Annotated in this window: 15 protein-coding genes and 1 pseudogene; 14 read left to right on the forward strand and 2 right to left on the reverse strand. The window is 35.8% G+C overall.

Annotated elements, in window-relative coordinates; translation table 11 throughout:
* Nucleotides 1–120: 120 nt before the first annotated feature.
* The 5 genes and pseudogenes from lspA (at nucleotide 121) to ACQV2S_RS03865 (ending at nucleotide 3,141) form a co-directional block, all read left to right on the forward strand.
* Nucleotides 121–579, forward strand: a complete 459-nt coding sequence (lspA, locus tag ACQV2S_RS03845; protein WP_428873391.1) for a signal peptidase II — start codon at nucleotides 121–123, stop codon at nucleotides 577–579.
* Nucleotides 576–1,514, forward strand: a complete 939-nt coding sequence (locus tag ACQV2S_RS03850) for an RluA family pseudouridine synthase (protein ID WP_428875189.1) — start codon at nucleotides 576–578, stop codon at nucleotides 1,512–1,514. The genes lspA and ACQV2S_RS03850 overlap by 4 nt, the downstream gene beginning before the upstream one ends.
* Before the next feature lie 22 nt (nucleotides 1,515–1,536).
* Entirely contained in the window at nucleotides 1,537–2,265 is a 729-nt protein-coding gene (locus ACQV2S_RS03855) for a DUF2786 domain-containing protein (protein WP_428873387.1), read from the forward strand.
* Nucleotides 2,266–2,578: 313 nt separating this feature from the next.
* Nucleotides 2,579–2,791: pseudogene (locus ACQV2S_RS03860) on the forward strand (hypothetical protein); the annotation flags it as partial.
* Nucleotides 2,791–3,141 carry a pyruvate kinase gene (locus ACQV2S_RS03865; protein WP_428885048.1) on the forward strand — a complete coding sequence of 117 codons (351 nt, stop codon included), beginning with the start codon at nucleotides 2,791–2,793 and terminating at the stop codon, nucleotides 3,139–3,141. The pseudogene ACQV2S_RS03860 and the gene ACQV2S_RS03865, both read left to right, overlap by 1 nt.
* Here ACQV2S_RS03865 and nth read toward each other — a convergent pair.
* Nucleotides 3,119–3,751, reverse strand: a complete 633-nt coding sequence (gene nth, locus ACQV2S_RS03870; protein ID WP_428875221.1) for an endonuclease III — start codon at nucleotides 3,749–3,751, stop codon at nucleotides 3,119–3,121. The two genes, ACQV2S_RS03865 and nth, sit on opposite strands and share 23 nt — an antisense overlap.
* A 175-nt stretch (nucleotides 3,752–3,926) precedes the next feature.
* On the opposite strand from nth, the gene ACQV2S_RS03875 reads away from it, so the two are divergent.
* From ACQV2S_RS03875 to fsa, 3 genes are all read left to right on the forward strand, one after another.
* Complete coding sequence (locus ACQV2S_RS03875; RefSeq protein ID WP_428873385.1) at nucleotides 3,927–4,604, forward strand: deoxynucleoside kinase; 678 nt, start codon at nucleotides 3,927–3,929, stop codon at nucleotides 4,602–4,604.
* Nucleotides 4,585–5,247 (forward strand): HD domain-containing protein, encoded by a 663-nt coding sequence (locus ACQV2S_RS03880; RefSeq protein ID WP_428873383.1) that lies wholly within the window; start codon nucleotides 4,585–4,587, stop codon nucleotides 5,245–5,247. The genes ACQV2S_RS03875 and ACQV2S_RS03880 overlap by 20 nt, the downstream gene beginning before the upstream one ends.
* A gap of 98 nt (nucleotides 5,248–5,345) precedes the next feature.
* The gene (gene fsa / locus ACQV2S_RS03885; RefSeq protein WP_428875247.1) at nucleotides 5,346–6,002 is read left to right on the forward strand and encodes a fructose-6-phosphate aldolase; all 657 of its coding nucleotides are present in this window, start codon (nucleotides 5,346–5,348) and stop codon (nucleotides 6,000–6,002) included.
* Between the two features lie 45 nt (nucleotides 6,003–6,047).
* On the opposite strand, the gene ACQV2S_RS03890 is transcribed toward fsa, so the two are convergent.
* Nucleotides 6,048–6,329 carry a DUF1294 domain-containing protein gene (locus ACQV2S_RS03890; protein ID WP_428873381.1) on the reverse strand — a complete coding sequence of 94 codons (282 nt, stop codon included), beginning with the start codon at nucleotides 6,327–6,329 and terminating at the stop codon, nucleotides 6,048–6,050.
* A gap of 165 nt (nucleotides 6,330–6,494) precedes the next feature.
* Between ACQV2S_RS03890 and ACQV2S_RS03895 the strand changes: the two genes are divergently transcribed.
* From ACQV2S_RS03895 to ACQV2S_RS03920, 6 genes are all read left to right on the forward strand, one after another.
* Complete coding sequence (locus ACQV2S_RS03895; RefSeq protein ID WP_428873379.1) at nucleotides 6,495–7,172, forward strand: LPXTG cell wall anchor domain-containing protein; 678 nt, start codon at nucleotides 6,495–6,497, stop codon at nucleotides 7,170–7,172.
* Nucleotides 7,173–7,383: 211 nt separating this feature from the next.
* Nucleotides 7,384–9,225, forward strand: a complete 1,842-nt coding sequence (locus ACQV2S_RS03900) for a heavy metal translocating P-type ATPase (protein WP_428885049.1) — start codon at nucleotides 7,384–7,386, stop codon at nucleotides 9,223–9,225.
* A 132-nt stretch (nucleotides 9,226–9,357) separates the two neighbouring features.
* A complete protein-coding gene (locus tag ACQV2S_RS03905; RefSeq protein ID WP_428873376.1) occupies nucleotides 9,358–11,121 on the forward strand; it encodes an ABC transporter ATP-binding protein in 1,764 nt (587 codons plus the stop codon).
* Nucleotides 11,108–12,892: an ABC transporter ATP-binding protein gene (locus ACQV2S_RS03910; protein ID WP_428873375.1), complete on the forward strand. Its 1,785-nt coding sequence runs from the start codon at nucleotides 11,108–11,110 to the stop codon at nucleotides 12,890–12,892. Before ACQV2S_RS03905 ends, ACQV2S_RS03910 begins: the two co-directional genes overlap by 14 nt.
* Before the next feature lie 127 nt (nucleotides 12,893–13,019).
* The gene (locus ACQV2S_RS03915) at nucleotides 13,020–13,385 is read left to right on the forward strand and encodes a DUF937 domain-containing protein (RefSeq protein WP_428875263.1); all 366 of its coding nucleotides are present in this window, start codon (nucleotides 13,020–13,022) and stop codon (nucleotides 13,383–13,385) included.
* A gap of 348 nt (nucleotides 13,386–13,733) precedes the next feature.
* Entirely contained in the window at nucleotides 13,734–14,225 is a 492-nt protein-coding gene (locus ACQV2S_RS03920; protein ID WP_428873373.1) for an FUSC family protein, read from the forward strand.
* Nucleotides 14,226–14,245 lie beyond the last annotated feature (20 nt).

Below are 14,245 nucleotides of genomic sequence, written 5' to 3' on the forward strand. Positions count from 1 at the left end.
CTTGTCATTCATTTATAGTTTATCTAAATTGAACTTTTTAATACATCTAGTATATAATAATAGGTATTGTAAACACAAATATTATAACAAATTAGAATTAATTTGGACAAGGAGGATTAAATGACGACCACTTTTATCATAACGGCTATAATCGTAATACTGGATCAAGCTTTAAAAATATGGACCCAAAATCATTTAACGCTAAATCAAACGCTAGAAATTATTCCTGATTTTTTTCAGTTAAACTATATTCATAATACAGGAGCGGGTTGGGGCTTATTTGCCGGCCAACGTTTTTTCTTAATAGGGGTAACTTTTTTAGTGATTTTCTATTTAGTTTATTTAATTTGGAAAAATCGCTACCATAGCCTTTGGACTAAACTTGCTTATGCACTTTTATTAGGAGGGGCAGTTGGCAACTTAATTGATCGTTTAGTGAGAGGCTATGTAGTAGATATGTTACAGATTCGTCTGTTTGATTTTCCAATTTTTAATTTGGCAGATGTGGCGCTTACTCTAGGCGTTATTTTATTGATTATAATGGTTATATGGACCGAAGAAGGAAGTGATTTAATTTGACAGAAGCATTAAAGCTCTCTAATAATGAAGCAGATCAAGACCGTTTAGATAAAGTTTTGACTAATTATTATCCAAATTTTAGTAGATCGCAATTACAAAAATTAATTAAAGAAAAAAGAGTAAAAGTTAACAATCAATTTTTAAAAGCTAACGCCATTTTAAAAGGGGATGAGATGATTACGATTGATTTTCCTGAAAAAGAAGCCAGCCCTGAAGAATTCGAGTTGATTGCTGAAGTGATGGAGTTAGAGATTATCTTTGAAGATGACAGTTTTTTGCTTGTTAATAAACCAGCTGGGATGGTTGTCCATCCTGCTAAAGGACACACTAACGGAACTCTAGTGAATGGCCTCTATCATTATTTAGGAAAAGCGCTATCCCAAGGCTTTCAATCTTACCGACCAGGAATTGTTCATCGAATTGATAAAGATACCTCTGGTTTATTAGTAGTAGCAAAAAATGATCAAGCCCATCGTCACTTAAGTCAACAATTGGTGGATCACACCATGGGGAGGACTTATGTCGCTTTAGTTAATGGGCAAGTTGAAAGCGACTCCGGACATATTGAAATGCCTGTTAAACGTGACCCATCCAATCGCTTAAGATGGCATGTGGATCCCTCGGGTAAAGAAGCTATTACTGATTTTCAAGTGCTGGAACGTTTTCAATACGCCACATTAATGCAATTAAAGTTACAGACTGGTCGGACTCACCAAATTCGCATCCATATGGAAGCTATAGGTCATCCAATTATAGCCGATCCACTTTATCGCAGAAATCTTCAAAATTTACCGGGGGAATTAGCTAATCAAAAAGACGGGCAACTATTACATGCAAAGGCCATTGATTTATTACATCCTGTTACAGATGAGCCCTTACATTTTGAATGTCCATTGCCCTTAAAGATGCAAAAAATTATAAATAGTCTAAAATAGTTAGAAAAGGAGGGAAGTAGAGATGTCTGAGACTAATCAAAAGATTTTAGCTAAGATCCGAAATTTATTGACTTTAGCTGAAGATGGCGGAAATGATGAAGAGAGCCAAACTGCTTTGCTGATGGCTCAAAAACTGATGTTAAAACATAAAATCTCTCAGCAAGAAGTTTCTGATAAAAAAAGTCCAGAAATCATTTTACGCTCCTTATCAGTCTATAAACGCTTGTATTGGTGGGAAAAAGTTTTAGTTAGGATTATCGCCGATAATTTTCGTTGCATGTTTTATATCCAAAGTAACCGATTACCTCATCAGCATTCGGTTCAACGCAAAATTGTTTTAATGGGTTTTCCAGAAGATGTGGATCTTGCTTTTCAAATGTTTAATTTAGCAGCGGATACAATGAAGTATTATTCTAAAATTCATCTAGCTGAATTAAGTGAAGAAGATTTAAGCAGCAATCCTCTATCTCAGTTGAGAAAATCCTATTATCAAGGATTTATGGACGGACTTAAGGAAAAGTTTGATATCCAACGTCAAGCCATGATGAATGAAAATGAAAAGTATGCCCTGATTATTCAAACGCCAGAAGCTGTCAAAGAAAAATTTAACCGAGAAATAACGGGTTCACTCACATTTAATCAACCTTCCTTTTCGCGATCTAACCATGCCTATCAAGACGGCTTTCAAAAAGGAAAAAATGTCAATCTCACCCAAGCTCAGATAAATCACCAAGCAGAGTCCAATCATTAAAACAATTTTATAATTGGAGATTTACTATGATTGAAGCCAATCGGCGTCTCTTAGCCAAATGATTAATTGTAGAATGGATCTTTTTATATGAGCAAGTCAAATTCCGACGATTTATTCTGCTTTAAAAATTGGAGATTCGGTTTTAATTGATGATGGGGTAATTACTACAAAAGTGAGTAAAGCAAATGATAAGTATGCTGTATTAGGGATAAAAAAGTAAAGAGAAGATCCAAGCGCCAAAAAGCTGAAAAAGGGACTTCACTTTCCTCAAACAATTTTTGAAACAGATATTTTAAATTAAAAAGACAAGCAAGGTATCGCTTTTGCTTGTCAATGTGCCGATGTAATTGCTTGCTCATGCATTAGAACTGCTCAGGATATTAAAGAAATTCAAAAACAACTTCAAATTGAATTAGGTAAGGCTGCGAGTTATATGCCAATTATGGTTAAAATAGAAACCGTCCAAGCCATTACGAAGCTAGCTGAAATTATCTTACAACTGCGAGCTAGCAGCCTTTCGCTTTAATGATCGCGCGTGGCGATTTAGCTGTTGAAAGAGTTTATATTCGCTTAGCCGAACTTCCACAGCCAATCATGTGGATGGCTGAAGCAGCTGATGCCCCCGTCGTTTGGGGCACAGAAGTCTTCGATAAATTAATTAAAACCGGTGTGCCGAGTCGCTCTGAAGTAACTGATGTCACTGAGGGAGCTCGCTCAGATTGTGTCATGATAAACAAAGGCGATTATGCAGTGGCAACGGTTAAAATGCTTGATCCTATCTTTAAAAGAATGCAAGGTCGCCTCGACCAAAAGACACCACAACTTAGCGTTCTAAATCGTGCAAATCTAGGGTCTACTCCTCCTCTTGACAAGTAAAGAGTTGAGGATAGTTATGGCACTCTGGATTGCGCGGATGACAAATTCTCCTACCGAATAGGATTAAAGATTGATGGGCTTGAGTCCATTGGTCTTTATCCAAGACCTCCATTACACGATTTTCAACTTGACGAACACTCGCACCAGGATCAACAATCTGATGATGGAGGCAGATACGATGGATATGCGTATCCACTGCAAAGGCAGGAATTCCAAAGCCGACACTCAAGACCACGTTGGTTGTTTTACGACCAACTCCGGCCAGGGCTTCAAGATCTTTACGATTACCAGGAATTTCACCTTGATGGCGTTCCATTAATTGATTGGCACATTTGTGGAGATATTTTGCCTTGTTGCGATACAAGCCGATTGTTTTTAAATAAGGCATTATCTCTTGCGGGCTCGCTTTTGCAAGTTCTTTAGGACTAGGGTAGGCGGCAAATAAGGCAGGCGTCACTTTATTAACCGCTACATCGGTTGTTTGAGCACTCAATAATACAGCTACTAATAATTGATAGCGGTTTGAGAAATTTAATTCTGCTTTAGCATCTGGAAATAGAGCAATGATTTCTTCTAATACATGACGTGCACAGTGGTTAGTTAGCATAATAAAACCCTTTCTAAAAATTAATCAATTATCAGTCTTTAATGACTATCATAAGTAATCTCTGTCAATTTCTCAAATATTTTTTTACAGATAAAAAGATAGTCATCCACAAGATTTTGTGTTAGTATTAAAAAAACGACACTACATCTTGTGTTATTTTTTAATTTAGGAGGAAACCATGGCTATGATAGTTATTGGAGGAATGATTGGAGCTGGCAAAACAAGCTTAGCGACTTTTTTAGGTAAGGCCTTAAAGAGCCAGGTGTATTACGAAAATGTAGATGATAATCATATCTTACCCTTATACTACACCGCAAGTGAAGAAGAACAAGAAAGAAAAAGGTATCCATTTTTATTACAATTAGACTTTTTGTCCAGTCGTTATCGTGATATCAAGAAAGCTTTTTATCACCCACATAATATAATAGATCGTTCCATTTATGAAGATTGGTATTTTGCCAAGGTCAACCATCAAGCGGGTAAAATTTCGGACGAAGAATTTATTATTTATGAGAAATTATTAGACAATATGATGGAAGAATTAGAAGATTTACCCAAAAAAGCACCCGATCTGATGGTTTATTTACATGGATCTTTTGAAAGCATTTTAAAAAGAATCAATCAAAGAGGTCGCGATTTTGAACAAGACCCTGAATTAATCGAGTATTATTATCGTCTATGGCAAGGTTATGATGATTGGGTAGATAACCATTATCATGCTTCCCAAGTTTTAAAGATATCGATTGATGAATTGGATGTCTTAAATAATCCTGCTGATGCAAAAAAAGTGATACAAATGGTTATTGTTAAACTAGAAGAGCTAGGGGTTCCTGCCGATGGATATGGACAAGATTAAAGACTTTAGCAAAACTTATTTAAGACAAGAAAAAAGTGGGCATGATTGGTTACATATCCAACGGGTGGTTGCCAATTGTGAGCAAATAATCAAACATATACAAGAGCCTATTAATGTTGATGTTGTTTTGGCAGCTGCTTATACCCATGATTTATTAGATGAAAAAATAAAAGTTGATTACCTCCTTACGGAAAAAGATGTAAGACATATACTTAAAGAAGCCCAAATGTCTCTGGAAGAAATAGAGCAAGTCTTACGTATTATAAAAAACCTCTCTTTTGCTGCCAATTTAATAGAAAAACAACACTTAACATTGGAAGGCCAAATTGTTCAAGATGCCGATCGCCTAGATGCAATCGGTGCGATTGGTATTGCTAGAACTTTCTACTACGGAGGTAGCAAGGGGCATAGTCTTTATGATCCGAAAGCTGTTCATACTTCGGCACAAGCTGTATGCTCCAAAGAAACTTATCGTCAAGTAAGAAACGTACGCCAACATTTTGATGATAAGTTATTAAAGCTCAAAAATTTAATGAATACTAAAGCTGGGCAGGAAATGGCTAAAAATCGTCATCAGTTAATGATTGACTTTCTACAAGCTTTTGATCAAGAAACCCTCTCAAATACCAATCAATTGAGTTAAATGGCCTGGGCAGTTGACTATAAAGTTTTCAAGATTGAAATAATTCTTTAAGCTTGTTATACTTAAAGAAGTAAACGAATACAATTAGGAGGCCCTATATGAAATTCTTTTTAGATACTGCAAATGTTGAAGAAATTAAGCGCATCAACGACCTAGGTTTGGTGGATGGCATTACTACCAATCCTACATTAATTTCTAGAGAGGGAAAAGATTTTGAAACAGTTATCAAAGAGATTTGTTCAATTGTTGATGGACCTGTTTCGGCTGAAGTCATTGCCTTAGATTATGAAGGCATGGTTAAAGAAGCTAGACAAGTTGCCCAATGGGCAGATAATATCGTGGTTAAAATTCCGATGACTGAAGCAGGCTTAAAAGCTGTTAATACATTGTCTAAAGAAGGAATTAAGACTAACGTCACACTTATTTTCTCAGTGGCTCAAGGCCTTTTAGCGGCTAAGGCAGGTGCCACATATATATCTCCATTTATTGGACGAATCGATGATATGGGAGAAGATGGTATGGAATTGATTGCTGACTTACGCTTAGTTTTAGATAACTATGCATTAGACGCTGAAATTATTGCTGCTTCCATTCGTCATATTGGACATTTTGAAGCCACAGCTGTTGCAGGAGCAGATATTGCAACGGTACCCGGCAGTCTATTCCCTAAATTATGGTCTCATCCATTAACTGACAAAGGAATTGCTGGCTTCTTAAAAGACTGGGAAGCTTTTCAGCATAAACAATCTAAATAAAAAGAAAAAGGATCTAGCTTTTAGATCCTTTTTAATTAATTATTTTTAAAAATTTAGACCAGTCAGATAACCCACAAAGGCCACAATCATTAAGCAGGATAATCGGGCAGTTGCTAAAAATATCCCTTTACGGCTCTTATGACGGCAGAGATAGATAGCTATTAGACCACCTAAGCCCCCTAAACAAAAGGTGGCTATTAATAAGCTTTTTTCTGAAATACGCCAAAGCTGATGTTTGGCTTTATATTTATCAACAGCATAGAGTGAAAAAACAACAATATTCCAAAGACCAAGCAGTCCTATGACAAAGTAAATATAAGTCGGCATAAGTCACCTTTCTATTAATAAGTTAATATTATTATAACGCTAAACGGGCTAAATAGAGCGATGGTTCTTGCAAAATAAACTGATTATTAATTTAAGCAAAACATTTTTCTAAAGACAAGTAAATGAGTTATAATGGTTATAACAAAATGACAGAGGAGAATGTATATGATAGATACAAGTACTTTATTATTGATACTCGGATTGGTTATTATTTTAGGAGCCATTTACTTCTTATCACGTAAAAGTAAAGATTCAAATAATAAACCTCAGGTTACTGACAAGACTATGAACGATCCTTTAGGTCCGGTTCATATTAATTCTGATATTGATTCTTCAACCAATGCTTTAGGGGAAGATCCGTTCAAAGATAACGTTCCTTTACGTGAAGGTCAAGCAGCTCAAAAAGCTCAGCATTATAATGATGAAATAGGAGTAAATCCTGATGAAGCAAGTGAAGCAGAGGACGGAAAAACTCCCCCCCTAAATAATAGTCAAAACGCATTTACCTCAAGTGAATCATTCGACCATTCTTCTTATCGTTTTGTTCACTATCAAGAACTAATTGATAATAATGGCTTAAAAGATGAATGGGTGCAACTTGAAGGAAAAATCGCATCGTTCTTTACTGAAGATTTAGGAGTAGAAGGCGCTATCGCCTTAGGTTCTTTATCTACTAGCCAAGAAGAACCCGTTAATCTTGTAGCTTTAAAATTCATTAACGAGACGGACCAAACGCTAAATACAGACGATCATGTCAAAGTTTATGGTAAGATGCAAGGCTTAAAAGTTTCTAATAAACAGCTTGTTCCAGCCATGTTAGTCGATCATTTCGAAAAGATTTAAAAACACCTTGACAAAAAATAAATAGACGGTATAATATGATTATAAACTTTAACAATTAAATATTTCTGATCAAGCGGTGATATAATCATGCAGCCCGGTCCTCATTGCGAGGACAGCAGAGATACCTTAGCGTACCTGTGAGACAGTTTTCATTAACTGTCTTTGGTGCGCTTTTTTTGTTAGAGAATTACGAAAGAAAGAAGGAGATTTTGTGGTGGTTAGTATCTTTAGGAATCGTGAAGGGCAGTTTTTTGCCATAGGAACTATCTTAATGATCGCAGGTTTCTTATTTTCATTTAATCCTCTTTTGAGTCGGTTTGCTTTTTATTTAGCTATTTTCTTTTTAGGCTTTTTTGCCACTAAAGAAGCTGTCAGTGAGACTTTTATTGAAAAAAAATTGAATGTAGACCTCCTCATGGTTTTAGCAGCTTTAGGAGCTGTTATTATTAATTATGAGTCTGAGGGAGCTATGCTTTTATTCATCTTTGCAGGGGCCGAAGTTTTAGAAGAATATGCAACCAATAAATCTACTAAGGCCATCGAAGAACTAATGGGGCATGTGCCTAATGTAGCCTTAAAAATTTTACCAAATGGTGAAACGAAAGAAGTGCCTACAGATAGTTTAGAAATAGGTGATCAAGTATTGGTAGCTAAGGGTGATGCCTTACCAATCGATGGTTTCTCAGATCGATCGGTAATCATAAATGAAGCTGCTTTAACCGGAGAATCTTTACCAGTAGAAAAAAATCAAGGCGAAGAAGTTTTTGCTGGTACAATCAATGAAGGAAATTCTTTTAGACTAGAGGTAAGTAAGCTAAGTAAAGATACAGTCTTTTCTTCCATTATTCGGATGGTTCAAGAGGCCCAGTCCAATCCATCTAAAATAGCGAGTTTTATCGATCGCTTTGAATCGCATTATGCTATGGGTGTTTTAATCGCTGTGCCTTTATTCATTGTTGCCTTATATTTTTTAGTGGATTATTCCTTCCAAGAGGCTTTCTACCGCGGCATGGTCTTGCTAACGGTGGCTAGTCCCTGTGCGTTAGTTGCTACGGCTACTCCAGCCACTTTATCAGCCATTTCTAATGGAGCTAAAAATGGTATTTTGGTCAAGGGTGGAGCAGCCATGGAATCATTAAATACCATGGATATTCTATTTTCAGATAAAACTGGTACTCTAACTCAAGGTGTCTTTGATGTGGTTGATTATGAGCTAGAAGAAGACTACTTAAAAGAAGTAGTTTATATGGAACAAGGTTCCAACCATCCCATTGCACTAGCAGTTGTTAAGCATTTTAAGGATCTAGACTTGTCGGAAGTAGATACCCATGAAAAGGTGGAAGAATTATCAGGACAAGGGATGAAAAAAGGAGAAATTCAAGTTGGAAAGCCTTCTACTTTTGAACACTTAGCAAATTATGCACAATATATTGATCGAATAGAAGAAGGGCATACAACTATCTTTATCGCTAATCAAGAAAAAGTATTAGGTTATCTCTCATTAGCTGATAAGATTCGTTCCGAATCAATTGAAGCGGTTAAGAAATTCCAGCAAGCCGGAGTAGAAGTTGTCCTGATTACTGGGGATAACCATCAAGTTGCTAAAAAAGTAGGTCAGCAGGTAGGGATTGAAGACGTAGTGGCTGAATGCTTACCCAAGGATAAAATAAAATATGTTAAAGAAAGTCAAGCAAAGGATAAGGTAGTGGGCATGATTGGCGATGGAATTAATGATGCTCCTGCTTTAGCCCATGCTAATATTGGTATTGCCATGGGATCTGGCTCGTCTATCGCGATGGAGTCATCTGAAATTATCGTTGTTAAAAATAATTTATTGAAATTATTTTATTCTTACCAGTTGAGTCATAAATTAAATCGAATCATTAAGCAAAACATTATCTTTGCTATTAGTGTCATCTTTATATTAATTGTCCTTAACTTTCTAGGTACTTTAGACTTACCTTTAGGTGTAGTTTTTCATGAAGGCTCTACTATTTTAGTTATTTTAAACGGTCTTCGTCTTTTAAGACAAAACGAGTCTTTAAATGAATAATTTTTACTTTTAATCTCGGTTCTCTCCCATTTTTGGTATTTTGGGAGAGTTTTATGCATTTAATATGAAATCGAGATTAAAATATACTACAATAAGAGTTACTTGAAAAAAATATAGAGAGGAAGAAAAATAATGTTTGCAATTTTTCGCAAATTAGCATGGTTTTTTAAATTAAGATGGAAGACCTATACCTTGGCAATAGGGGGGTTGATTTCTTGTGCTGTTTTATCTGCAATAATTCCTTTATTAATTGGTCAAGTAGTTGACCAAATGGCAAAAGGTAGTCTAACTTCATCCTCTCTTTTACAGTATATGTTATTGCTTTTATTGGTCGGTCTAATGATGTATGGCTTACGTTATATGTGGCGATCGAATCTATTTACTAATTCCACTATTTTAGAGTCGATTATGCGTAATAAATTATATGACCACTTTACAAAAATGGATCAAACCTTTTACGGAAAATACCGTACCGGTGACTTGATGGCTCACGCTACTAATGACCTACGAGCGTTACGCTTTGTAGCTGGGGGAGGTATTTTAACCTTAACTGATGCCTTATCTATCACAATCGTCACACTTTTTTCCATGGTAATTATTATTGATTGGAAGTTAACACTCTATACAATTGTTCCTTTCCCTTTGCTTATTTTTGTTTCAAGATACTTAGGTAAGTGGATTAATAAATACTTTAGAGAGTCCCTAAGAGCTTTTTCTAAAATGAATGATCATGTGCAAGAAAGTGTAGCTGGAATGACAGTCATTAAAGCCTTTGGCGAAGAAAAAGAAGACCACTTAGACTTTGTAAAAGCAACTGATAATGTAATTGCTCAAAATCGTAAGGTCCACTTAGTCAATTCAGCCTATTCTCCTATCATTAACTTAATTACAGGATTAACTTATGTTTTAACAATTATCTTTGGCTCATACTTTGTCAGTGAGGGTAGAATCTCGATTGGTCAATTGATTGCTTATTTTTCTTATTTAGGTAATATGACATGGCCACTTTTAGCAGTGGGTCGTTTAGTCAATACCATGGAAAGAGGGAATGCATCCTATGACCGGGTAACAGAACTCCTAGCTCAAAAGGCGAGTGTTACTAATCCAAAAGATGGCATTAAGAAACTTCCATTTAAAAACCTAAAGGTTGATATCAAACAATTTACCTATCCTACTAGTGAAGAAATTAATTTACAAGATGTTACTTTTGAACTAAGCGAAGGACAAACATTAGGAATTGTCGGCAAAACTGGTTCAGGCAAAACGACCCTTTTAAACTGTTTAGTTCGTCTCTATGATTTAGATCAAGGTCAGATTTTATTTGACAATCAAGATTTAACTAAGATTGATTTAACTTACTTAAGAGACCATGTAGGCTATATTCCGCAAACAAACCTGTTGTTTTCAACTTCTGTTAGAGAAAATGTTCGTTTTGGCCGGCCAGATATGTCACAAGATCAAGTGGAACATTACACTCAAATAGCTGATATTCACCAAGATATTCTTGATTTTACTGATGGCTATGAGACGGAAGTAGGTGAGAGAGGGGTATCACTTTCTGGTGGTCAAAAACAAAGGATTTCAATTGCAAGAACGCTGGCTATGCAGCCTCAAATTTTATTAATGGATGATGCCCTATCAGCAGTGGATGCTAGAACTGAACAAGCTATTTTAAGTAAGTTAAAAGATGAAAGAGATAATGGCATTTCGATTATTGCGACTCATCGCCTATCTTCTGTTATGCATGCCGATGAGATTATTGTGCTAGACCAAGGGAAAATAACTGAAAGAGGAAACCATCAAGAGCTAGTTGCCTTGAATGGTTGGTATGCCAATATGTTTACCCAACAACAATTAGAAGAGAAATTAGGAGGTGAAGTCGGTGAAGAAGAATAAGAAAACTAGACAAACTAAATTTTCAATTCTTGAACAAATCGATATCTTACGTTATCTCTTCTCTTTCGCTTCCAATCAGTGGTGGCGGTTTCTTATTTCTGTCATTGCAATGATTGCTTCCTCATCTATTGCTGCCTATTTGCCGATTATTATTAAACGTTATTTAGACAGTATTTCAGCTGGTCAAGTGACAAGTTTTAATATCACCATCAAAGTGGCTTTAACTTATTTGGGCCTCTTGATTATAAGAATGATCTTGATTTATGCCAAAGATTTTTACTTCTTTATGGCGAGCGAATACACTGTGGCAAGTATGCGTAACCGTCTGTATTCAAAACTAGGCCGGTTAAGTATGAACTATTTCAACCAAACTCCTAACGGCGAAGTTGTTTCGCGCATTACAAATGACACTGAAACAATTAAAGAGTTCTGGAATGTTTTCTTAACTTTTTTTGATGGCTTCATTAATGCTGTAACCGTTGGAACAGCTATGTTTAGTTTACACGCTGGTATTTCTTGGATGTTTATTGCCTTTCTACCTTTAGTGTTTATTCTAATTTATATTTATCAAAAAATATCGACAGTCGTATACCGCAAGATGCGGTCTGCTCTGGCACGAGTGAATGCTAAATTGGCCGAATCGACTATGGGAATGTGGTTAATTCAGCAGTTTAATCAGACCGAGCGTATGAAAGATGAGTTTGACCAAGTTAACCAAGAATATGTTAAAGCAAGAACGAATATGTTCAAAATGAATGCGATCTTTTTAATGCCAGCGGTTAATTTGATTGAACAAATTGTTCTAGTATTAGTAATTTGGATTTTTGGTAATCAACTATTAAAAGGAAACAACTTAGATATCGGTATAATTTATGCTTTCACCTCTTACTCCAAGTCATTCTTTAATCCAATTGGTAATATGTTGGATAGTCTTTCTGTTTATCAAGATGGCCTGGTATCTGCTTCCAGAGGGCGTAAGCTGTTATCAAACTCAGATATTAACCCCAGCCAAACTAATAAGAAAATTCAAAGACAATTGGATGGCGAAGTTTCAACTAAAGATTTAAGCTTTTCATATGACCAAGAGCAACTGGTGCTTAAAGATATAAATATTCAAGCCCATCAAGGTCAGATGATTGCTTTGGTCGGCCACACTGGATCTGGTAAATCGACCATCATCAATCTCTTAATGCGGTTTTATAACTTTGATCAAGGAGAAATTAATTTTGACGGAGTCTCTATCAAAGACTATGACATAGAGACCCTAAAAGACCAAGTCTCCTTAGTACAACAAGACGCTTTTATGTTCTATGGTAGTATCAAGGATAATATTCGTTTGCATGGAGACTATTCGGATGAAGAAGTAATTGCAGCTGCAAAATTCACCGGAGCTGATCACTTTATTGAAGCTTTCCCTGATGGTTACGACCATTTAGTAACCGAGGGAGGAGCTTCCCTATCAGCTGGTCAAAAACAATTAATCAATATTTCGCGCTCGGTGATTCGCCAACCTAAAATCTTAATTCTTGACGAGGCAACGGCCTCCATGGATACTGAAAGTGAGCAATATATTCAGACAAGTTTAGATAAAATTAGACAACAAGCTACTTTAATAGTGATTGCCCACCGTTTATCAACCATTAAAAAAGCTGATCAAATCTATGTTTTGAATAAAGGAAATATTATTGAAGTTGGCAAACATGATGAACTAATTGCTCATCAAGGAATCTATTACGATATGTACCGTTTACAGTCCTTAAAAGAAAAATAGTTAAGTTGCTAAAGCCTCAGTCAGCGTTTTAGTAGTTCTTTCTTAATTTTTACATTATCCTTAAATAATAAAACTTTAAAGAGTTGATGATGGGCTTACTTGATGTATTGAATCTATTAGATAGATTATTACAAGGTTCAAAGGCACAAATAAGAAAAATCTTGCTAATAAAGCAGGCTTAAATTTAGGAGTCTTGGGTAAAATTGCTACTATTGGTTTACCAATTATCTTGACAGCAATTAATAAAAAGACTCAAACACTTGAAGGCTTAGAATCCATTAATAATGCTTTAAGTAAGCATGAAGACATTAATGACTATCCATCCGTCGACCAATTAAGCGAAAATGTTGATCCTCAAGATAGAGATAAAATTCTAGCTCATGTCTTTGAAGATAAGCCAACTATATTTGATTGTATCGCCAACACTTTAGAATTGTCTGTGAATGCTGTTAAGCGAACTTTGATTGTAGTAGCACCCTTGCTATTAAAATAGATGGTCGATCGTAAAATGGCTAAAAAACTAGATAAAGAGGGCCCTCAAAAAGAAGTCAGTCAGACTTATGAAAGAGTTAATTCTTCTTTAAAAGAGCGTGGAGAGCCTCCAACTAGCGCAGGTAATACCCTATAGGTGATCAAGCTGCATCCTGATTATAAAGAACAAACTAATGGCGAGGAAGGTATCCTGGGTGGGATTTTGGATCTATTTAAATAACGATTAAAAAGTTCGCTATTCTTAGCGGACTTTTTTAGCTTCATCCCTTTTTAGGGAAAATATGCGATATAATGATTATCTAGAGAAGCCGTGCTATAATAATTCTATCTATTTAAAGAGGGTGTTAAATTGGATTTTTCAAAATCGCCGGTCGGTATGCGTACTTTTAAAACAGCAGTCGCTGTCTTTCTTTGCATTCTTTTTTCCTTTTACGTCCTTAAAATCAGTCCAACCCTTTCTTGTCTGGCGGCTATTTTTTCACTCAGACAGGACTTGGAAAGTAGTTATACCTTTGGCAAGGCAAGAATTATGGGTGTTCTTTTATCAGGTGTGGTGGCTTTATTATTTATTTTCCTCTTTCCGATTACATCTAGCCAAGATGAAATATTGATTATACTCGCTCCAATAGCCATTATCTTATACATTTCTGTCGCTAATCGTATTCACTTACAAAAAGGAATTATAACCGGCTGTGCCACTATGCTAGTAATTTTTTTTAATATACCTGTAAATAATCAATTAAGCTATACGCTGATTCGTTTGTTTTCAACGGTCATGGGAGTCCTTGTGGCCCTTGCCATTAATTATCTCTTACCCAGTCCGTCAGATAAAAACCATTAACTCAATACTTAAGAAGGAGA

The organism is Facklamia sp. P13064 (assembly GCF_050409425.1).
Classification (GTDB): Bacteria; Bacillota; Bacilli; order Lactobacillales; family Aerococcaceae; genus Facklamia.

Coding starts and splice junctions, on each gene's coding strand:
- fsa (WP_428875247.1), top strand. CDS start 5,346: ATGAAATTCTTTTTAGATACTGCAAATGTTGAAGAAATTAAGCGCATC.
- ACQV2S_RS03905 (WP_428873376.1), top strand. CDS start 9,358: ATGTTTGCAATTTTTCGCAAATTAGCATGGTTTTTTAAATTAAGATGG.
- lspA (WP_428873391.1), top strand. CDS start 121: ATGACGACCACTTTTATCATAACGGCTATAATCGTAATACTGGATCAA.
- ACQV2S_RS03865 (WP_428885048.1), top strand. CDS start 2,791: ATGATCGCGCGTGGCGATTTAGCTGTTGAAAGAGTTTATATTCGCTTA.
- ACQV2S_RS03855 (WP_428873387.1), top strand. CDS start 1,537: ATGTCTGAGACTAATCAAAAGATTTTAGCTAAGATCCGAAATTTATTG.
- ACQV2S_RS03875 (WP_428873385.1), top strand. CDS start 3,927: ATGGCTATGATAGTTATTGGAGGAATGATTGGAGCTGGCAAAACAAGC.
- ACQV2S_RS03895 (WP_428873379.1), top strand. CDS start 6,495: ATGATAGATACAAGTACTTTATTATTGATACTCGGATTGGTTATTATT.
- ACQV2S_RS03880 (WP_428873383.1), top strand. CDS start 4,585: ATGGATATGGACAAGATTAAAGACTTTAGCAAAACTTATTTAAGACAA.
- ACQV2S_RS03890 (WP_428873381.1), bottom strand. CDS start 6,329: ATGCCGACTTATATTTACTTTGTCATAGGACTGCTTGGTCTTTGGAAT.